This is a genomic window from Ruminococcus albus AD2013, assembly GCF_000526775.1.
Taxonomy (GTDB): Bacteria; Bacillota; Clostridia; order Oscillospirales; family Ruminococcaceae; genus Hominimerdicola; species Hominimerdicola alba_A.
Genome location: NZ_JAGS01000001.1, coordinates 85309 through 105013, shown reverse-complemented (window position 1 = coordinate 105013; position 19705 = coordinate 85309). Strand labels below are relative to the sequence as shown.

19 protein-coding genes are annotated in these 19705 nt (G+C 44.8%); 3 read left to right on the top strand and 16 right to left on the bottom strand.

What is annotated here, in order from left to right; all coding sequences use genetic code 11:
• Positions 1 to 323: 323 nt before the first annotated feature.
• The 8 genes from N773_RS0100535 to N773_RS0100500 form a co-directional block, all read right to left on the bottom strand.
• Entirely contained in the window at positions 324 to 1565 is a 1242-nt protein-coding gene (locus N773_RS0100535) for a sodium ion-translocating decarboxylase subunit beta (RefSeq protein ID WP_024855932.1), read from the bottom strand.
• Positions 1566 to 1592: 27 nt separating this feature from the next.
• Positions 1593 to 2060: an OadG family transporter subunit gene (locus N773_RS0100530; RefSeq protein ID WP_024855931.1), complete on the bottom strand. Its 468-nt coding sequence runs from the start codon at positions 2058 to 2060 to the stop codon at positions 1593 to 1595.
• Positions 2061 to 2371: 311 nt separating this feature from the next.
• A complete protein-coding gene (locus tag N773_RS0100525) occupies positions 2372 to 2647 on the bottom strand; it encodes a hypothetical protein (protein WP_024855930.1) in 276 nt (91 codons plus the stop codon).
• Positions 2648 to 3213: 566 nt separating this feature from the next.
• Complete coding sequence (locus tag N773_RS22820; RefSeq protein ID WP_024855929.1) at positions 3214 to 4155, bottom strand: hypothetical protein; 942 nt, start codon at positions 4153 to 4155, stop codon at positions 3214 to 3216.
• Positions 4156 to 4238: 83 nt separating this feature from the next.
• On the bottom strand, positions 4239 to 4571 hold the full coding sequence (locus N773_RS0100515; RefSeq protein ID WP_080678372.1) for a hypothetical protein: 333 nt from the start codon (positions 4569 to 4571) through the stop codon (positions 4239 to 4241).
• A 212-nt stretch (positions 4572 to 4783) separates the two neighbouring features.
• On the bottom strand, positions 4784 to 5170 hold the full coding sequence (locus N773_RS0100510) for a DUF2809 domain-containing protein (RefSeq protein WP_024855927.1): 387 nt from the start codon (positions 5168 to 5170) through the stop codon (positions 4784 to 4786).
• A gap of 10 nt (positions 5171 to 5180) precedes the next feature.
• Positions 5181 to 5465, bottom strand: a complete 285-nt coding sequence (locus N773_RS0100505; RefSeq protein WP_024855926.1) for a hypothetical protein — start codon at positions 5463 to 5465, stop codon at positions 5181 to 5183.
• A gap of 41 nt (positions 5466 to 5506) precedes the next feature.
• Complete coding sequence (locus N773_RS0100500) at positions 5507 to 5929, bottom strand: hypothetical protein (protein WP_024855925.1); 423 nt, start codon at positions 5927 to 5929, stop codon at positions 5507 to 5509.
• Positions 5930 to 6792: 863 nt separating this feature from the next.
• Between N773_RS0100500 and N773_RS0100490 the strand changes: the two genes are divergently transcribed.
• Positions 6793 to 7593, top strand: coding sequence for a mechanosensitive ion channel family protein (locus N773_RS0100490; protein ID WP_024855923.1), 801 nt, complete (start codon positions 6793 to 6795; stop codon positions 7591 to 7593).
• A gap of 44 nt (positions 7594 to 7637) precedes the next feature.
• Here N773_RS0100490 and yicI read toward each other — a convergent pair whose 3' ends face one another.
• From yicI to N773_RS0100450, 8 genes are all read right to left on the bottom strand, one after another.
• The gene (gene yicI, locus N773_RS0100485; RefSeq protein ID WP_024855922.1) at positions 7638 to 9983 is read right to left on the bottom strand and encodes an alpha-xylosidase; all 2346 of its coding nucleotides are present in this window, start codon (positions 9981 to 9983) and stop codon (positions 7638 to 7640) included.
• Positions 9984 to 10383: 400 nt separating this feature from the next.
• A complete protein-coding gene (locus tag N773_RS0100480; protein WP_024855921.1) occupies positions 10384 to 11646 on the bottom strand; it encodes a CapA family protein in 1263 nt (420 codons plus the stop codon).
• A 130-nt stretch (positions 11647 to 11776) separates the two neighbouring features.
• Positions 11777 to 12526, bottom strand: coding sequence for a pyruvate formate-lyase-activating protein (gene pflA / locus N773_RS0100475; protein WP_024855920.1), 750 nt, complete (start codon positions 12524 to 12526; stop codon positions 11777 to 11779).
• Positions 12527 to 12538: 12 nt separating this feature from the next.
• On the bottom strand, positions 12539 to 13426 hold the full coding sequence (locus N773_RS0100470) for a DUF3592 domain-containing protein (protein WP_024855919.1): 888 nt from the start codon (positions 13424 to 13426) through the stop codon (positions 12539 to 12541).
• 223 nt (positions 13427 to 13649) lie between these two features.
• On the bottom strand, positions 13650 to 13901 hold the full coding sequence (gene grcA3 / locus N773_RS0100465) for an autonomous glycyl radical cofactor GrcA3 (protein ID WP_013497868.1): 252 nt from the start codon (positions 13899 to 13901) through the stop codon (positions 13650 to 13652).
• A 48-nt stretch (positions 13902 to 13949) separates the two neighbouring features.
• Positions 13950 to 14195, bottom strand: a complete 246-nt coding sequence (locus N773_RS0100460; RefSeq protein ID WP_024855918.1) for a hypothetical protein — start codon at positions 14193 to 14195, stop codon at positions 13950 to 13952.
• Positions 14185 to 16305, bottom strand: coding sequence for a formate C-acetyltransferase (gene pflB, locus N773_RS0100455; protein WP_024855917.1), 2121 nt, complete (start codon positions 16303 to 16305; stop codon positions 14185 to 14187). The genes N773_RS0100460 and pflB overlap by 11 nt, the downstream gene beginning before the upstream one ends.
• 645 nt (positions 16306 to 16950) lie before the next feature.
• Entirely contained in the window at positions 16951 to 17790 is an 840-nt protein-coding gene (locus tag N773_RS0100450; protein WP_024855916.1) for a prephenate dehydrogenase, read from the bottom strand.
• A 329-nt stretch (positions 17791 to 18119) separates the two neighbouring features.
• On the opposite strand from N773_RS0100450, the gene N773_RS0100445 reads away from it, so the two are divergent.
• Together N773_RS0100445 and N773_RS0100440 are read left to right on the top strand one after the other, a co-directional pair.
• On the top strand, positions 18120 to 18632 hold the full coding sequence (locus N773_RS0100445; protein WP_024855915.1) for a YqiA/YcfP family alpha/beta fold hydrolase: 513 nt from the start codon (positions 18120 to 18122) through the stop codon (positions 18630 to 18632).
• Positions 18633 to 18782: 150 nt separating this feature from the next.
• A complete protein-coding gene (locus N773_RS0100440) occupies positions 18783 to 19520 on the top strand; it encodes an N-acetylmuramoyl-L-alanine amidase (protein WP_024855914.1) in 738 nt (245 codons plus the stop codon).
• The last annotated feature ends 185 nt before the right edge of the window (positions 19521 to 19705 follow it).

Sequence of the window (19705 nt, the reverse complement as noted above, 5' to 3'; positions counted from 1 at the left end):
TTTTCGAGTTGTGAAGTTGCTGACATTGATGGAAATATGTGATATCAACGGTGTTGAAAAGATAAACGATACAGATGTCACCAAAGCGGCTGCACAGGCTCCTTTTTATGTTTCGGTATAAAGAATTTAATATATTTAACAGATTATGGCATAATACTCCAAGATTTTAGTAAATTTTTATCAATTGGTTATTGCAATTTTGTCAGTAATGTGTTATAATATCAATAACAGGGACAGGACTTCCCTTACTTGCTTATGCAAGGCAAGATATACTGGTCACACAAAAAAGAGCTGTCAAAACTGACAGCTCTTTTGCTTTTATCTTATTTTACTATCGCAAGCAGTACGCCCGCAGCAACGGCGGAACCGATAACGCCTGCAACGTTAGGACCCATAGCGTGCATCAGCAGATAGTTGGTAGGAACTTCTTCCTGACCTACCTTCTGGGAGATACGTGCTGCCATAGGAACGGCGGAAACGCCTGCAGAACCGATCAGAGGATTGATCTTGCCCTTTGTGAGGATGTACATCAGCTTACCAAGCAGGATACCGCAAGCAGTACCCAGTGAGAATGCGATAACGCCCAGCAGCATTACCTTGCCGAAGTCAAGGGATATTACCTTATCAGCCTGAGTTGTTGCACCAACGGTAACGCCCAGGAAGATGGTGATTATGTTCATCAGTTCGTTCTGTGCGGTCTTTACAAGACGGTCGCAGCAGCCGCTCTCTTTCAGCAGGTTACCGAACATCAGCATACCTACCAGAGGTGCAGCGGAAGGTATCATCAGTGCGATGATAAGTGTAACCAGTACGGGGAAGATAAGCTTCTCAAGTCTGGAAACAGGTCTCAGCTGACCCATAACAACGGAACGCTCTTTCTTGGTGGTCAGCGCTCTCATTATAGGAGGCTGGATGATAGGTACGAGAGCCATATAGGTGTAAGCTGCAAGAGCGATAGTACCAACGGAGTTGGAACTGTTGCCGGTCAGCAGACGTGACGAAACGTAGATAGATGTAGGACCGTCAGCACCGCCGATGATAGCGATGGATGCGCAGTCAGCAGCACTCATGTTGAGTATGGCAGCACCTACGAAGGTGAAGAAGATACCGCCCTGTGCAGCAGCACCGAGGAGGAAGCTTCTGGGGGAAGCGATCAGCGGACCGAAGTCGGTCATTGCGCCGATGCCGAGGAATATCAGCGGAGGATAAAGCTGGAGCTTAACGCCCATGTAGAGTATATCCAATAGTCCGCCGTGTTCAAGTATTCGTTGATAGTCGATGTAGTGGTCATTTACCGTGCCTGCATCTTCTTTGTAGTCTTTATAGTATTCCCAGAACTCGGGGTGATACATCTCAGCGCCGGGAAGGTTTGTCAGCAGCATACCGAAGGATATCGGCAGAAGCAGCAGGGGCTCGAAACCGCGTCCCACAGCGAGATACATGAACAGGAATGATATAAGTATCATTATGATGTTCTTCCAGCCGCCGTCAGCAAAGAATCCTGCAAAGCCCGATTCCTGTGCCAGCTGAGTCAGAGTGTTCCAAAACGATTGAATTATAGCCATTTTATCAGATCACGTTCCTTTCCAAAGCTAAAACGGGCGGGTATTATCCATTATGCCCGCAGCAGACCATGCAGATCTTCTCGGCTTAGCAGCCTTAACGCCCTTGAGCACGGGCTTTTTGCCGCTGCCCTCATACATTACGGAAAGGGCACCCATGATGGCTGCAACGACCTCTTCCTCGATACCGTCCTCAACTGCGGGTGCAGGTGCGGGGGCGGGAGCAGGTTCTGCCTTTACTTCGGCTTCTGCTGCCTTTGCTTTTGCAGCTGCCTCGGCTTCTGCCTTTGCCTTTGCTTTAGCTTCCGCGCTCTTGTTGATACCCTCGAATATCTTGCCGTAAAGCGTTACGAGCAGGATCAGGATTATCAGACCCATGAACACCACGGAAATACCCGTGATAACTACCGATGCGATAGTCTCGCCGCCGAGATCGGTCTTGTCGGGCGGGATATTGCTGGAAAGCAACTGAGCAAACTTGAATTGTAAATCACTCATATAAGAACTCCTCCAAGAATTTATTCAACATACGTATCAATTATACACCACCTGACAGAAAAATACAAGACCTTTTTGGCAAATTTTTATTTTTTTTAATAATTTTTTCTTACCGCGGTAAAACGTCGGTTTACAGGGGTATAATTTGTTAAGTGAAAGCGTTTTGAGAGCGTATTTACGCTTTGGGGTTATCAATTATTGTCATTTGTGAGATATTTTTCTTTCACATAAACATATCGCAAGTAAAAAAAACAGCCCCTAAGCATTTTCAAAAAATGCTCAGGGACATAGAGCGGATCTAATTTGTTAATTTATTGTTCTGATTTTTTCTTTTTGAGATTTGAAGAACATACAACGCCTGCACTGATCGCACTGAAAATCAGTGGTACACAGACAGCAAAGCCGACATTTATTCCCGAAAAGGCTTTATTCATGATAATGACATCGTGGATATACCCGATGGCAGACATAAGTATCAGCAGTATGACTGTCATTATTATAAATATCGGGACAAACAGTTTGAGCCAGTTTGTTTCTGTTTTTAAGCTCTCATAATGATCACACAGTTTTGCATAATAACCACGCATTGTCTTCATTCCTTTCGCAGTGATAATGGGATTTATCTATACCTGATTATACCACGATATTCATGTGCTGTCAATATTTATACCACAGGATGTTTTTCTACTAAGCCTTAAATCATTATCTATATCCAACGCTCTAACGTCGGTAGAAAAATTAAATAAGCAAATGCTAACACAATTAATATTATTACTGAATAAATAATTATCCTAAGAATATGATCTATTATCATAAAAATATAATCTATTGAACGTAACATAAAAGCTCACCTTCTCTATAATGATATGATTTTGAACGTATATACCTTACACTAAAAAACGAACATAGGATATCAATGATAATATTATTGCTAATATTATTGCTGAATATGTAGTTAGCTCGAAAAAACGTTCTATTAGCTTAAAAATATGCTCTAATGCACGTAACATAAGTTATCTCCTATTTTAACGATATTGATTTTAAACGTATACTTTTTCATAATGTGTATACCACATGATACCAAAATATACGGTCGTATACTTTGGTATATTTTCGTATCGGTTCGTATATTTTGGTACAGCTTGTATTTGGTTTACTGTTTGCCTGAATCATCAATGCCAAACATCTCATATAAAATAGTATTATTTCCACTGTGTTCAGCTTCATTTTTAATAAATTTCAGGTAGTATTTTCCGTTCTCTTTGTAAGTGGTACATTCTATCAACAGATTGCTATGATCTATGAAAGTATTATATGATATATTGTATATTTTATAATCTTCCTGTCCTTGACAAACATTTTCATTTCCTTTGAACTGTTTCAAATATTCGAGTTCCGCATCAATGCTGTCAAATCCTTCTGAAATAACAAACAATTTTTCAACTCTATTTTGAGAGCTTCTATAATATGCTTTGCTTATATCAAGGTCAATGTATTCCAAGCCCAGTTCAGACCAAAGGTTCTTTTTCTCCTGATCGGTAAAGGTTGTTTTTTCATAAGTCTTGATACGGCTCTTAATATATGTAAAATCCTCATCAGCTTCAATCATTGCAGCACCACTTTTATAAAATCTCAGGTAGTATTTTCCGTTTTCTTCGTATGTGATACAAACTATAGATTTATTCTCATTATCTATATCGGTATTATATCTTATACCCAATATTTCTTGAATATTATTTCTTTTATCATCATCTGTTTTATTTTCATTCTTGACCATATCACCTATATGGACATCTTCATTGAACTGTTTTAAATATTTGATCTGTGCGTCAACGCTGTCAAATCCTTCTGAAACAACAAATAGTCTATGACTATATATATTATAATATGCTTTGCTTATATCAAGGTCGATGTAATCCAAGCCCAGTTCTGACCAAAGGATCTTTGTTTCCTGATCGGTAAAAGATGTTTTTTCATGAAGCTTTGTACCACGCGCTGCATATTTTTCAAAGCTATAAACAAAAAAGCCCCAAAATAATAACACTATTGCTAAAAATATAATTTTAATGATATGTTCTTTTATAAATCGTAACATAAGTTATCTCCTTTTCCCCATTACAAATATAACGCCGTGTAAGTATTTAATTCCTTGGTTATCAAATGCAATATAAAGCATTATTATTCATCATTAAATCCAAACATCTCATATAATCCCCCGGCTTTTGGGACATAAAATTCCAGATAATATTTTCCGTTATCTTCGTAAGTGTAACAATTACGAAAATATCCTTTATCGGTACATTCTATATTAAATATTTCGTATAATATCTGTCCTTTGTAATTATCCGAAGTAACCGGGCTAAAGGGATCGTTAACTATTTCAATATTTTCGTTTCCATCGAACTGTTTTAAATATTCGATTTCCGCGTCAATGCTGTCAAATCCTTCTGATACAACAAATAGCTCTCTATTATAATATGCTTTGCTTATATCCAGATCAACATAATCCATACCCAGTCTTGACCAAAGGATCTTTGTTTCCTGATCGGTAAAAGATGTTTTTTTATGAAGACTAAAATAATTATGACAACTATAAACAATAGACCCCAGAAAATATAACACTATTGCTAAAAATATAATTTTAATGATATGTTCTTTTATAAATCGTAACATAAGTTATCTCCTATTCTATCTATAAACCTATTGTGGCATAGTGCGCATCGTCAGTCTTTATGGGTAGGTTTCATACAAACCGCTGCGACGGCGTTCAGCAGACTTCCTGCGGCGTAGGCAAAGATATCTTCCCATGCGAAGCCTGTGCCCATGAGAATTGCGGGCAGACTGCGTGGTGCAAAGCCGAGGATCTTGTAGAGCTCGAAATACTGCGATACTTCGACTGCGCAGGCGAATATGAAAAGTATCAGCGGCAGTGTGCGTGGGAATTTTTCGGTAAATATGCGCACGAAGAAGTACATTGCGGGCATAACGAGGACATCTCCGATATATGCACGGACGAAGCCGTGGGCGTACTTTCCTATGAGTATCTCGATGATGAGAAGTGCGGCGAAGATCGCTGTGTTTACTAGTTTACGTTTGGTTGACTGTTTCATAATTTTCTCCTTATTCCATGTGTTTTAAATGTACTCGGTATTTTCCGTCATACGGTTCTATCCTTATGTATATCCGTTTGCCGTCGCTGTATTGGTAATCATCGCCGCTTCCGGGGTATCCTTTTTCGATACCACACTTTATGTTGTTTTGCAGAAATTTCTCTGCGTCATCGACTTCGACAACAAGCTCACAGGTTATCGCAATAAGAAAGCTATCATCTTTATAGCTCGCGATCGATGCGAAAGCACGAATAGTACACCGCAAAGCAGCAAACAGCGAGAACATAAATGACATAAACGTACATGAGCGTCTTATTGGATTTTCTCTCCATATTATCACTCCATCTGTTTTTTACTTGCTATCCTGTTCTTGATCATGATCTTGATAGCTCCGATTATTGAAATTGCTATACATACATCAGCATGGAAATATAAACTGATAAGCACGCCTAATCCGTCGCCAGCATTTGGCTCTCCGCAATGGGAATGAAAAATGGTAAACAGAAAATAGAATACCGGTATAAAAAGCGAGAGCACAAACCCTATTACGGTAAACAATGCAACCGAAACCAAAAAGACCAGAAAAGGCTTTATTGAGTCGTAACGGATCACTCTCCAAAGTAAATAAATACCAAAGACAGCCCCGGAAATATAAATACCAATTATCGGGCCTATAGCGGCACCCAGAAATATAGTGATATTACAAATCACGGAACATATCAGACCATCAATGATCTCCAGCGAATAATTTTTCATCATATCATCTCTCCATCTTAGAAATTTGCATGCATTTTTAACGTGACATCATTATATCACGTTCGGAACTGTTTGTCAATAGTTTTTTATTGAAAAACAATATTTTTTTACTAAGTTTCAAAAATCCGATTTTTATGATATCATTTGCGGACGGGTGATTGAATATATATGGACGGACTGCGGGGTATGTCGCCCCTCTCTACATTCGGGTCGAGAAATCAACGAGCTGTCGCCGTTGATTTCGGGCGCGGCAATTATTTTACGGATATAGAAAGAGCGTGGACGTTTGTTTTGTCCACGCTCTTATTGATGATTATTGCCGCGCCTTTTTTGTTGGCTGGAGTTTGTTTCGCTCTTATAGTTCGTTTTGCATTTTGGTTTTGCGCCTTGGTGATTGAGGGACTCCGCCCCTCAAACTCCTCGCAAGCCTTTCGCGAAAGGCTTGAGCCAAAGCTCAATTCGCGGCTTAGTCTGTTTAGTGCTCTCATTTTATGCCGCGAAATCCGCCCGTCCGGCGTTAGGACCTTTTCGCGAAAAGATTGACCAAAAGCTCTCTTCCTTGGCATTCTATCCTAAGTATAGCTACGTTATCTTCCAGCCAATAATTATGAATTGTGAATTATGAATTATGAATTAAACAAGGCTCTCTTCCTTCGCATACTTACCCAACTTCGTGGTTGCCATATCCATATTGTGACCCGCCGTCAATCAATTTTATCGTACTATCAAAACTATAAATAGGCGGAAACGGCCCGCCCGGCCGAGGGCATTTTAGCGGGTTTACTTTTTTTGAAAACTGTGGTATAATATCTATGTAAAAAAGTTCAGCGCAGCCTGAAAATAAATGATAATTACGGAGTGATTCTATGCTAGACAGATTTCTTATACGTCTTGAAGATATGCTGCCTAATATGCTGGCGGCTGTGATAATACTCGCAGGAGGATATATCGCGCAGATGATAACACTTCGGCTGATGGGCAAAGCTTTGAAGCTGAAACACGTTGATGCTACGGTACACAAGTTCCTGATGTCCATGGTCAAGGTAATAATAACGATCATCGTTGTGGTGAGTGCGCTTTCGGCTATGAAAGTGCCTATGTCCTCGATACTGGCGGCTATCGGCACGGCGGGCATCGCTATCGGTCTTGCTTTGCAGGACAGCCTTTCAAATGTGGCAGGCGGGTTCATAATACTTTTTGCGAAGCCTTTCCGCTGTGGAGACTATGTAAAGATCGGCGAAAACGAGGGTACGGTGGATATCATCTCGATACTCTACACAAAGCTGAACACCATCGAAAACAAGGCGGTATACATTCCCAACAGCATAGCTTCAAAGAGCGCGGTGACTAACTGCACTTCAGAAAAGAACCGCTGTATCGAACTGAAATTCCCCATATCCTACTCGGAGGATCACAAGAAGGTCATGGAGCTGATCAGAGGTGTGCTTCAGGCTGAAAACAGGGTACTTTCGGTACCTGCGAAACCGCTGGTAGTCATCGGTGAACATGGCACTCATGCAGTCATAATACTGACCCGTTCATGGGTAAGGACAGAGGATTACTGGCAGACACGTTGGGATATTTTGCAAAAGGTCAAGGAAGCTTTTGACGAGAACGACATTGTTATTCCTTTCGAGCAGTTGGATGTGCATATGAAAGATAAATAAGCAAAGCTCGGAAAGCATAACGCTCTCCGAGCTTTTTTGTGTCATTAAAGTTCGATGATGACCTTGCCGTTTCCTGAGGCGGGGTTGACTTCAACGCATTTATCGGTATTAGCAACGCTTATCCTGAAGCCTGCCTTTGTATCGGTGTACTCGCACTCGATCTTATTGCCGTTTCTGGTGGCTTTAAGTTCGAACACCTTGTTAGCTTCGGTGTCGTATATCGGGCAAAGGATAGTCTTTCCGTCTTCGGGTTCGTAAATGGTGAAATTGGTACCGTCCAGATAATCGTACTCTATATCCCTCTTGAAGTTACCGTAGGCAATGATAGAGTTTGGTCTTGCAAGGGCAGGAATCTCGAAATAGCTGCACTTATGGGTGTACCATCTGCCGCCCTCGAATACCTTGCCTGTGATGATATCTGTCCATCTGCCCTCGGGCACGTAATACTGGGCTATGCCATCTTCGTTGAGTATGGGGGCAACAAGGATATTATCACCAAGCATATACTGTCTGTCAAGGGTGAGACAAGCGGGGTCATCGGCAAAATCTATGACCATAGCCCTCATCATGGTAACGCCGACCTCGTGGGTCTTTATTGCCTGTGACCATATGTATGGCATCAGCTCGCCTTTTTTCTTGGTGAAGAAGCGCAGAACATCGCAGCTTTCCTCATCAAACAGCCACGGCACGCGGTAGGACTGGTTGCCGTGAAGTCTTGAATGGGTGGAGAACAGACCGAATGCCGCCCATCTCTTGTAGATATCGGGGGTAGCAGTAGCTTCAAAACCTGCCATATCATGGGAGGTGTAGCCGAATCCCGAGATACAAAGGCTGAGACAGCCTCTTACGACTTCTGCCATTGAATTGTAATTGCCCGAGCAGTCGCCGCCCCAGTGTACGGGGAATTTCTGTCCGCCTGCTGTTGCAGACCTTGCGAACAGGCACGCCTTGTTTTCGCCGTAGTACTCTTTCAGCACACCAAATACGCACTCATTATAAAGGTATGTGTAGAAGTTATGCATCTTGATTGGGTCTGCGCCGTTATGGTAGACCACATCGCGGGTGGGTATCCTTTCGCCGAAATCGGTCTTGAAAGTGTCAACACCCATTTCGCACAGCTTTCGGAGGTATCCTGCGTACCAATTGCAGGCATCGGGGTTGGTGAAGTCAACTATCGCCATACCGGGCTGCCATTCATCGCACTGGAACACCGAGCCATCGATATTCTTTATGAAATAGCCGTGTTCCATGCCCTCGTCGAACAGGCGGGAACGCTGACCCACATAGGGATTAATCCATACGCAGGTCTTCAAGCCCTTGGTCTCGTGAAGCCTTTTCAGCAGGCCCTCGGGGTCGGGGAACTGTTCGGTATCCCATTCAAAGTTGCACCATTCCAGTCCTTTCATCCAGAAGCAGTCAAAGTGGAAGACCTGCAAAGGTATATCCCTTTCAGCCATGCCGTCGATGAAGCCTGTGATGGTAGCTTCGTCATAGCTGGTGGTGAAGGAGGAAGTCAGCCACAGACCGAAGGAGAATGCAGGGGGAAGTGACGGTTTGCCTGTAAGGTCGGTGTAGCCTTTCATGACCTCTGTGAGGTTCTCGCCGCCGAATACGAAATACTCCATATTCTCGCCCGGCAGTGTGAAACTGACCTTTGATACGGTATCGGAGCAGACTTCAAAGCTGACCTTATCGGTGGAGTTTACGAATATGCCGTATCCGCGGGAGGATACGTAGAAAGGCACGCTCTTGTAGCTCTGGTCGGAGCAGGTACCGCCGTCGGCATTCCATATCTCAACATTCTGACCATTTTTTGTGAAAGTTGTGAACTTTTCGCCGAAGCCGTAGAAGTACTCACCCACAGAGGTATCCAGCTGTTCTCTGATATAAGTCTTGTGAGGGTCAGCGGGATAGCTCCAGAAAGTGTCATCAGCCTGCACTACCATTCTCGCCTGCTGCTTGAATGCGCTCTCCTTGATAACGCCTGTGCTTCTCCAGCCGCCGCTTGTAAGTTTCTTATCTTTGTAATAATATGAAACTTCCCAGTTATCTCTCGATACTACAACTCTGGTATCACCCGATACCAGCACTGCTTCGTGCTCGGTTATAGTAACTGCGGGCTTGTAGCTGCCCTTGTTAAGCACGAAATGGGGTCCGTTATCCTTGTACCCCTTGTGGTGAGTCATATTCACCCTTATAACATTTTCAAATTCAGATGTATATGTTATCTCAAGATTTGCACTGCCCAGCAGCTTGTATCTCTCTCTGCCCGAAAAGGGTGTAGCCACTACCATGAAGCCGTTCTCGACTTCCACCACATCATAAGCCTGCACCATGTAGTTAACTTCGTAGCCCCTCTGATTGAGCCAGAAACCGTCAGCAAATTTCATTGGCTGTTACCTCCTAATTTTGCCCTGATATCAAAAAATGAAACCGTCAGCGAAAGTGTTCGCCGAAGTGCTTTAGATATATTTTAATACATTCTGCAAAGTAATGCAATAACAATTTACTGCATTGTGTAATATTATTAACCCATTATTGCGGTTTTTGCACTGAATTTTCAGTGAATTGATTTGATGTTCATATCATTTCCTGAAACCGCAAAAAAACAACGCCCATGCAAAAACATGGGCGCAATAATTATTCAATAGGGTCACTCTTTTAGTACATCAACACGAAGTTATCCTCCCCCCGCCGCAGGCAGGGAGAGGATAAACGCCAAGTATTTCAATTTCTGATACAACACCGGTTAATTTGGTGTGTCAGCGGGATAGCCATCTTATTCAATACTTATTCTATGCTGAGAAACTCATCGGGGATATAGCTGAGGCAGTCCTCAACGCACTGTCTGTTGAAGCCTTCGATATAGTTTCTCTCAAACATTTCATCGGTATAATCCTTATATGGATACTCGGCGCAGTTGTACCAATCGCCGTCGTAGCTGTCGGCTTCAAAATGGGATATTATGGGTATCGCCTTGACATTTTCAAAGCTGATAGTACCTGTTTCGGGGTCTTTCACAACATTCAGCTTGCCTATGATACCCACAGGTGCGCGGAGGTCGTACATGGTGGAAATGAAATTACCCAGACCGTAGTAGCAGAAAGCCTTTCCGCCGTCGGGCTTATCGATATAATTGCAGGTGCTTATGGTGTGCGCCTGTGTACCGATAATAAGGTCTGCGCCCCATTCTACCAGCTTGGGCGCCATAGTTTCCTGAACGACATTCAGTTCATTCTCTATCTCGTTACCAAAATGACAGCTTACCACCACCACATCTGCGAGTTCGTTTGCCGCCCTAACCTGACGTTCAACTATATCCTCATCGGATAGGTATACCACCCTGCCGGGTTCACCCTCTTCGATGTAGAAACCGTTTGTATGCTCCATATATCCCAGGAATGCAAAAGTTATACCGTTTACTTCCTTGGTGCGGATATTTTCGCTGTCGGCTTCATCGCGGTAAGCGCCGTAGTGTACAACGCCCTTGCTGTCCCAGTAGTCGAGACTGCTTATCAGACCGTTTCCGCCCATATCCAGCACATGGTTATTGCTCATGGATATGACATTGAAGCCGATATCCACCATATGGTCGCCGTTTGCCGTAGGTGTGGCAAAGAGGGGGTAGCTCTGGGGGCCGTAATCATCGGTCACGAGAGTTTCCTGATTTAGTATCGCAAGGTCAGTGCCTTCAAGGTAACGCTCCACATTCTGGTAAGCGTAGGTGAAATCATAATGATCGTCATTGCCCTTATGCCAAGCCTCGTTATAGATATTATCATGAACAAGATTATCGCCTGCGCAGAGCAGGGATACCACATTGGAGGGCTGATCTTCGGGGATAGGAAGCTTTTCAGCCTGCTCCTCATCGGTGGTTATCTCGTCCTCTGTCTTTTTCTTGAAATTCAATCCATTGTCTTTTATACCAACAGGGGGCTCTTTACCATTATCAAGGCCCTCTGTATCTCTTACACCCAGACTTGCGCAGCCTGCTGATGCCATCATCATAACGGCGCACAGGAGTGCTGTGAGTTTGTTTGCTTTCAAACGCATTATAATCCTCCGTTTCGGAATTGATTCAATAAGAGTATTATACCACAGAACAGAGCAAAAGTAAAGACCGAGATTTTTGAACCATAATCATTGACAAGGGGTGTGGCTTTTCAGCGAGCGTATGCCGCCACTATTTTTTGAAGTTTTCTCTGAGTTCGTCTTTCAGACCCCTCATGATGATATCTCTGGCGCGGAGTGCACCCTCTTTCGTCATCTGCGGAGTATCACCCAACGGATATTCCATTCCAAGTTCTTCGTACTTATGTCTGCCAAGGGTGTGGTAGGGCAGGACATCCAGGGCTTTAAGGGTCTTTATGCGGGCAAGAAAGTGTCCCAGCCTATACAGGCTTTCTTCGTCATCGGTAAGGTCGGGGACAACAACGTGCCTTATCCAAACGGGTATACCGTTATCGCTGAGATACTCCGCGAAAGCGAGTATACCTTTATTATCGTGACCTGTTATCTTTTTATGCATCAAAGGGTCGATGTGCTTTATATCCAGCATCACAAGGTCGGTGGACTTGATAAGCCTGTCGAATGCGGTGGTATCATTTGGTTTGAAAGTAATACCGCTGGTATCAAGACAGGTGTTTATGCCCTTGGACTTTGCCTTTTCAAAGAGTTCTGTCAGAAAACCGATCTGAAGACAGGGTTCGCCGCCTGTGCAGGTTATCCCGCCGTTATGCATGAATTCCTTGACCGCTTCATACTCGGTGAGGATATCCTCTGCTGTGACTTCCCTGCCGCCGTCAGACCGCCATGTATCGGGATTATGGCAGTAAAGGCACCTCATGGGACAGCCCTGAAAGAACACCACAAACCTTGTTCCAGGACCGTCAACTGCGCTGAAACTTTCTACCGAATGGATACGTCCCGTCATTAAAACATCTCCTTAAAATATACCAAAAAGCCTTAACAGGCATATCACGCCGCCGCCCAGCATCAGTGCGCCGAAAACCATCAGCGCCCATGCCGAGGGGTCGCTGCCGCGGTAGATATCCCTTGGGTCATTGGGGTTGACCATGATATCTGTACCCTGACCCTCATAGAACTGCTGGGGACTGGTATAAACATCATCATAGGCAGTATAGGCTCTTCCGCCTGCAATATACTGCCATATTGGTGCGTACATCATATTATGATGCTTGTCTCCGCGCTTTTGTCGGTTGCCTATGCACACTGCCCTTGTTTTCTCAGTACAGCGGCGGAGTTTCATGTGCCTTGTTACAGGCGGCGTGCCGATGAGGATAATTCCGCTCAGAGTCAGTATCAGCGATGACATATGAAGCGACAGTGACGGTACGAAAAGCGTGACAAGTCCAGCAGCACCTACCGCACCGCCGCCGATAGCCGTCATCAGGGCTTTCAGCTTGCGCTCGGGTTTATAATCGTCCATTTTACGTCGGCAGAGTATGCCTGTACCCATTATGCCGAAGCCAAGGGACATAGCAGCCAGGGAGCCTGAAAATCTGCCTATGGTGAGAAGACCGATTATTCCCGCAAATAACGGCACAAAGCTTTTCAGGCTGAACTGCTTATCGGGCACGTGTTCGGGGAGAAGGGTATTCTGACCCAACTGCACAGGCTGACCCTGCGGAACGTTCTGACCCATAGGCTGACCCATCTGCATCGGCTGACTGTTCGGCTGTACAGGGTGCCAGTTCTGCTGACCGTAGTTCTGACCATTCTGCGGCATCATATCACCGCTGGTGACCAGTTCCTGATCGCGCGGAAGTCTTTCGCCTGTCAGCTGTTCAAATCGATCTCTGCTCATTTGCATTCTGATTATCTCCTTTTTTGTTTTGTCTCCTGTTTTTATCTCTGTGGGCTCTGCCCATATTGATTTTACCATATTTTTCGGGAAAAGTAAATATGGTGCGTAAGAAAGTTTCGCAGGTAAGTGACAAAACATCAGCGGTGTATTGGTTGGGTATTGATCATTCAGAGATATTTGTCACCATATATAACAAAAGCCCCCGAAGAACGGGGGCTTTATCATTAATTTACAAACTCTCGTGGAAAGTTCTGGAGATAACGTCGTCCTGCTGTTCCTTTGTCAGCTTGACGAAGTTTACTGCATATCCCGATACCCTGATGGTCAGCTGGGGGTATTTCTCGGGGTGTGCCTGTGCATCCAGAAGTGTCTCGCGGTTAAGCACGTTGACATTCAGATGATGTCCGCCCTTTTCGGCATAGCCGTCAAGCAGACCTATAAGGTTATCAACCTGTGCGTCGGTAGGTTCAAAATTTGCCATAACTATCCGTCCTTTCTTATACTAAACGATAGCTTTGGAACTGCCGTATCACAGTTCCTCGTCGTCCTCATCGGGCGCTTTTTCGTTGGGCTGACAGCACGCTCCCGTGCCGCAGTCGTTGCTTCTGAAAGTCTGAACGGTCATTTCGGGCTCGTCCTGACCCTCACGCTTGGCTTTCAGCAGGGCTTCGGCGTCAATATTTATATGACCCTCGCCGCCTGCCATAAGCCTGTCTATCATTTCGACAAGTTCGTTTACCTTGCCGTCTTCATCGTTTGAAGCTTTAATTGCCATTATTAAGATCCTCCGCGATGCTTGCGATATCGATATCGCCTACGAACATTTCATCGTCCTTGCCCAGTGCGCCGGGGATAATGGAGAAGGTATTGGAGATACCGTCCTGTGCGTGTCTGAAAGGCAGCTTAGCAACAGATGCCAGTGAAGAAGCAGCACCGTGAGTGTCTCTGCCGTGCATGGGGTTAGCGCCGGGTGCCAGAGGCACGCCTATCTTTCTGCCATCGGGGGTGGAACCAGTCTTTTTGCCGTATACAACATTTGATGTGATAGTCAGTATGGACATGGTAGGCACGCCGTCACGGTAGGTATGGTGCTTTCTGATCTTGTTCATGAATCTCTTAACGATATCAACAGCAAGCTTGTCAACTCTGTCATCATTATTGCCGTACTTGGGGAAATCACCCTCAACGATGTAATCAACAACAACATTTCTTGCTACATCTACAACGTTTCCTGCCTTATCCTTTATCTGGATATCCTTGCGGACAGGCTTTACCTTAGCGTACTTGATAGCGGAAAGTGAGTCAGCAACTACGGAAAGACCTGCGATACCAGTTGCGAAGTATCTCTTGACATCTCTGTCATGGAGAGCCATCTGGAGTCTTTCATAGCTGTACTTATCGTGCATGAAGTGGATAACGTTCAGGGTATTTACATACAGACCTGCCAGCCATTCCATCATATCGTCGTACTTCTCCATAACATCGTCGAAGTCCAGATATTCGCTGTCAACAGGACGGTACTTAGGACCTACCTGAACGCCAAGGCGCTCATCAACGCCGCCGTTTATAGCGTACAGCAGGCACTTAGCAAGGTTTGCTCTTGCACCAAAGAACTGCATTTCCTTGCCCACTACCATTGAAGATACGCAGCAGGCAACAGCGTAGTCGTCGCCGTGAGTAGCTCTCATCAGGTCGTCGTTCTCGTACTGTATAGCAGAAGTTCTTATTGACATCCTTGCGCAGAACTTCTTGAAGTTTTCGGGCAGCTTAACACTCCACAGAACCGTCATATTAGGCTCGGGTGCGGGGCCCAGATTGTTCAGTGTATTGAGGTATCTGAAAGAAGTCTTTGTTACCATGGGCACGCCGTCGATGGAAACGCCGCCGATAGACTCTGTTACCCATGTGGGGTCGCCTGAGAACAGGGAGTTGTACTCGGGAGTTCTTGCGAACTTGACCAGTCTCAGCTTCATGATGAAGTGGTCTACCAGTTCCTGAGCCTGTTCCTCGGTCAGAACGCCGTTTTCGATATCTCTCTGGATATAGATATCGATGAATGTGGAAGTTCTTCCCAGTGACATTGCTGCACCGTTCTGCTCCTTGACAGCTGCAAGGTAGCCGAAGTACAGCCACTGTATAGCTTCCTGAGCGTTCTTTGCAGGTCTGGAGATATCACAGCCGTATATCTCGCCCAGCTTCTTCAGTTCGCCCAGTGCTCTGATCTGCTCTGCCAGTTCCTCACGCAGTCTGATATTCTTTGAAGTCATTCTGACCAGAGAATTATCCAGCTGATCCTTCTTATCCATTATAAGGTAATCAACGCCGTAGAGTGCTACACGTCTGTAGTCACCGATGATACGGCCTCTGCCGTAAGCATCGGGCAGACCTGTCAGAATAGCTGCGTGTCTAGCCAGCTTCATCTCGGGAGTATAAGCATCAAAAACGCCCTGGTTATGGGTCTTTCTGTACTCGGTGAATATCTTCACTATCTCGGGATCGACCTCATAGCCGTACTGCTTGCAGGCAGCCTGAGCCATTCTCAGTCCGCCGAAGGGCTGAAGAGAACGCTTGAAAGGCTTATCTGTCTGGAAGCCTACTATCTTTTCAAGATCCTTGTTAAGATAGCCTGCTGCATGGCTTGTGATGGTAGATACTATCTTGGTATCCATATCCAGCACGCCGCCTGCTTCTCTTTCCTGTCTTGAAAGCTCGGTCACCTGTTCCCAAAGCTTGGTTGTAGCCTCGGTAGGACCAGCGAGAAAGCTCTCGTCACCGTCATAGGGTGTGAAATTTTTCTGGATAAAGTCTCTAAGATTGACAGAGGTACTGGACCATCTGCCGGGATTGAAACCTTTCCACTCCTCATCGAACCAATTTCTTTCCATTGTACATCTCTCCCTAACTATGCGGCACAGCACCAAAAAGCTCCCGTTATTTTTACGAAAGCCCAGATATCATTCATGCCGCGTTAATTGTTCGGACGATCTGCCCCGTACCCTCGGGACACTGACACAATATATAGATCATCGTTTGATTTAAGGATATCACATTTAACACTATATGTCAAGGTCAAATTAGAAATATTACGCAAGCTTAACAGTTTTTTCATATGTTACCAAACGCCCTGAAAAGCTTGATTTTTCGCATTTTTTATACATGGGTCATTCCATGAGGTATATATCTGCAACAAATTTGTGTACTAAAAAACGTACAGAAAGTCGCAGAATGTTAATTTTTTAACGACCTATATATACGATTTCACACACTAAAGTGTACTTTTTTGGTCTATTTTTCGAACGACTTTTTACCCTAATTTTACGACCTATATTCTTATACACCGTGTATCTCGTGTTCTTAACGGACTGACTTTCTTGGCAGAATATGGTCAAAATTTTGTTAAATGCCCTATGCGAATGAATATTTTTTTAACAATATTTCGCAATATCAATGATAGTATGCCCGATGGTCTTCTAAATATTCAGTCAGCAAAACAAAAACGGAGGCAGCATGGGCTGTCCTCCGTAATATAATTACTGCTGATTGTTTGAAAGCTCTTTAAGTTCTCTGCCTGCTTTCAGAAGCTCGCGCAGATCATCTGCATCACCTGCGTTTATGGCGTCGCGGTACTCGGTCAGGCGTGCGATGATACAGTCAAGTTCGTCCACGAGGGGCTGCTTGTTCATCAGGAAAAGCTCTGTCCACATATTCTCGTTCAGCTTTGCCACACGGGTGAGGTCTTTGAAGGAACCTGCGGAAAATCCTGCCTGTTTCAGCAAACTGGGGCTCTTGACATATGCGCTTGAAACCACATGGGCAAGCTGTGAAGTGAAGGCGATTATACGGTCATGCTCCTCGGTTGTGGAGGTTACTACCTTTGCAAAACCTATCTCATAGGCAAGCTGTGATATCTCTCTGACGGTCTTTGCGGCGGTATCATCGGAAGGGGTCATGATAAAGCTTGCACGCTCGAAAAGGTTGTCAACAGAGTATGCAAAGCCCGAAAATTCACGTCCTGCCATGGGGTGACAGCCTATGAACACCACGCCTTCCTCTTTCAGCGGAGCTTCTACCGCTTCAACTATCGAAGTTTTTACACCGCAGGAATCTATAACTATGCCGCCCTTTTTGAAATTCGCCTTGTTATCAAGGATAAATCTGATAGTCTGGGCAGGGTGAAGACATACCATAACGATATCGCAGGTGTGCAGGGTATCGGTGGTGAGTTCGCCGTCTATCGCTTCCTGAGCCACTGCTCCTGCTATGGCTGCACGGTCGATATCCAGCGCAAAACAGCTGTGATCGGTATTCTTCTTTATAGCTTTGGCAAGAGAGCCTCCTATCAGTCCAAGACCGACTATGCCTATCTTCATATAAAAAACGTCCTTTCGTATTTTATTGCTTTTATGTAATAAAGTATAACACTATAAATGTAAGTTGTCAAGTACATGAGAAGTTACTTTAAACTTAAACGATTTCTTTAGATGTTTTAACGAATCGAAATTTTTCGTGGTATTTTTTAAAAAAATATTTATGAAACTATTGACAAATCGAAGTGGATGTAGTATAATATTGCTTGTGAGAAAGAGTTAATTTTCTTACGAATTATGAAGGTTTAGGTGATTTGGCGAAGAAGCAGCTTTTGGGCTGCTTTTTTCGTTTTTATATGAGTATTTCGAGTATGTGAACGGAGTGATGATCTATGAAGATACTTAATATTCACGGTTTCAGAGGAAGCGCTGAGAACGCGGCCTTCGGGGCACTGACAGGACTTGGACACGATGTTGTTTCGCCGCCCTTTGATTATGACTCTGTCACTCCCGATAAGGTGGCTGAAAAGCTGCGTCGGATAATAAAGGCGGATACTCCAAGGTATATTGTCGGCACAAGCTACGGCGGATTTTTTGCGGCTTTGCTTTCTGCTGAGACAGGCATACCCGCAGTGCTGGTGAACCCTTGTCTTATGCCATTCTATCATCTTCCCCTGCTGGGGTACGAGGGTGATATCGCACCTATGATAGCCCTTTTCGGCGGTCTTGCGAAGGCTGACCGCAGCATAGTGAAATGTATCATTGGCGGCAGTGATGAACTTATAGATACCCACTCGCTTGAAACAAACTATTACAGTGCTGAGAATATCACCGTTATACCCGAGGGGCTTCATTCCGGGGCTACTCTGCCGCTGGCGGAGTATTTCGGGGAAGTTATAAAATAAGTATCTGTTTTGCTATTTCAGAGTCGGATATTTGCTTATATCGGATAGTTTATGTGTTTTGGGCTCGGGTTTGCTGCCACGGAATTTCCCGGTCATAATTGCATTTTGCCTGCATATCATTCTATAAAATAACACTACGGAGGTACATACATGGAGTGGATAAAAATGAAGAAGATCGCTGTCTGCTGTGGGGCTTTTTTTGCGCTTTGCGGGGCGATATGGGCAGGCGATATTGTAAGCAGCAGGGCTATGAACAGGGTAACTAAAGCATCGGCGGCGGAGAGTATGGTGCGGCCGCAGGTGGTTCTCGATGCGGGGCACGGGGGCATGGACGGCGGCTGTGTTTCGGTGAACGGAGTGGCTGAAAAAGGCTTGAATCTGGATATTGCGCTGGTGGAGCGGGATATGCTGGAGGTACTTGGGTTTGATGTTACGATGACGAGAGAGGACGATTGCTCGATATACGATGAGGGTATCGAGGGGCTTTCAAAGCAGAAACAGTCGGACATGAAAAACAGATTGGAAATATTTGATAAATGCAGCGGCGTGGCGGTTTCGATACATCAGAATCAGTTCACTGACAGCAGATACAGCGGTGCGCAGGTGTTCTATTCGCGGAGAAACGGTGCGGGGGAACGTCTGGCGGGGGCGGTGCAGAGGCAGTTCGTTTCGCTTTTACAGCCCGATAATGAGAGGGAGACAAAGGCGGTGGACGATGAACTTTTTCTGCTTGACAGGACCGACACCCCTGCGGTGATGGTGGAGTGCGGTTTTCTATCTAATCCAGAGGAAGCGGCAAAGCTGGAAGATGCGGCGTATCGGCGGCAGGTGGCTTTTGCCATAATGTCGGGGATATTGAGTTACCGTGGTGAGGAAGTCGGAGGATAGGTTCCGGGTAAGATTTTGGACAGCAAATATCCGACGCTTCACTTGCCAGGAAAATAATGGTAAGAGTGTGATACTGAGATATTCACCGGGGACGGGGAAATGTTGATTTACTGAGTGATTTTTCGTACAAATTATAGTATAGGATAAATATATGGTATCGTCCGCGGTCGGATAATCTGTTCGGG

What these genes read in the sequence shown, in the direction of transcription:
- N773_RS0100460 (WP_024855918.1), bottom strand. Translation starts at nt 14,195, where the DNA reads ATGGCAATTAAAGCTTCAAACGATGAAGACGGCAAGGTAAACGAACTT.
- N773_RS0100470 (WP_024855919.1), bottom strand. Translation starts at nt 13,426, where the DNA reads ATGCAAATGAGCAGAGATCGATTTGAACAGCTGACAGGCGAAAGACTT.
- N773_RS0100515 (WP_080678372.1), bottom strand. Translation starts at nt 4,571, where the DNA reads ATGGATTATGTTGATCTGGATATAAGCAAAGCATATTATAATAGAGAG.
- N773_RS0100535 (WP_024855932.1), bottom strand. Translation starts at nt 1,565, where the DNA reads ATGGCTATAATTCAATCGTTTTGGAACACTCTGACTCAGCTGGCACAG.
- yicI (WP_024855922.1), bottom strand. Translation starts at nt 9,983, where the DNA reads ATGAAATTTGCTGACGGTTTCTGGCTCAATCAGAGGGGCTACGAAGTT.
- N773_RS0100450 (WP_024855916.1), bottom strand. Translation starts at nt 17,790, where the DNA reads ATGAAGATAGGCATAGTCGGTCTTGGACTGATAGGAGGCTCTCTTGCC.
- grcA3 (WP_013497868.1), bottom strand. Translation starts at nt 13,901, where the DNA reads ATGGCAAATTTTGAACCTACCGACGCACAGGTTGATAACCTTATAGGT.
- pflA (WP_024855920.1), bottom strand. Translation starts at nt 12,526, where the DNA reads ATGACGGGACGTATCCATTCGGTAGAAAGTTTCAGCGCAGTTGACGGT.
- N773_RS0100500 (WP_024855925.1), bottom strand. Translation starts at nt 5,929, where the DNA reads ATGATGAAAAATTATTCGCTGGAGATCATTGATGGTCTGATATGTTCC.
- N773_RS0100505 (WP_024855926.1), bottom strand. Translation starts at nt 5,465, where the DNA reads ATGTCATTTATGTTCTCGCTGTTTGCTGCTTTGCGGTGTACTATTCGT.
- N773_RS0100440 (WP_024855914.1), top strand. Translation starts at nt 18,783, where the DNA reads ATGGAGTGGATAAAAATGAAGAAGATCGCTGTCTGCTGTGGGGCTTTT.
- N773_RS22820 (WP_024855929.1), bottom strand. Translation starts at nt 4,155, where the DNA reads ATGTTACGATTTATAAAAGAACATATCATTAAAATTATATTTTTAGCA.
- N773_RS0100445 (WP_024855915.1), top strand. Translation starts at nt 18,120, where the DNA reads ATGAAGATACTTAATATTCACGGTTTCAGAGGAAGCGCTGAGAACGCG.
- N773_RS0100490 (WP_024855923.1), top strand. Translation starts at nt 6,793, where the DNA reads ATGCTAGACAGATTTCTTATACGTCTTGAAGATATGCTGCCTAATATG.
- N773_RS0100530 (WP_024855931.1), bottom strand. Translation starts at nt 2,060, where the DNA reads ATGAGTGATTTACAATTCAAGTTTGCTCAGTTGCTTTCCAGCAATATC.
- N773_RS0100525 (WP_024855930.1), bottom strand. Translation starts at nt 2,647, where the DNA reads ATGCGTGGTTATTATGCAAAACTGTGTGATCATTATGAGAGCTTAAAA.
- pflB (WP_024855917.1), bottom strand. Translation starts at nt 16,305, where the DNA reads ATGGAAAGAAATTGGTTCGATGAGGAGTGGAAAGGTTTCAATCCCGGC.
- N773_RS0100510 (WP_024855927.1), bottom strand. Translation starts at nt 5,170, where the DNA reads ATGAAACAGTCAACCAAACGTAAACTAGTAAACACAGCGATCTTCGCC.
- N773_RS0100480 (WP_024855921.1), bottom strand. Translation starts at nt 11,646, where the DNA reads ATGCGTTTGAAAGCAAACAAACTCACAGCACTCCTGTGCGCCGTTATG.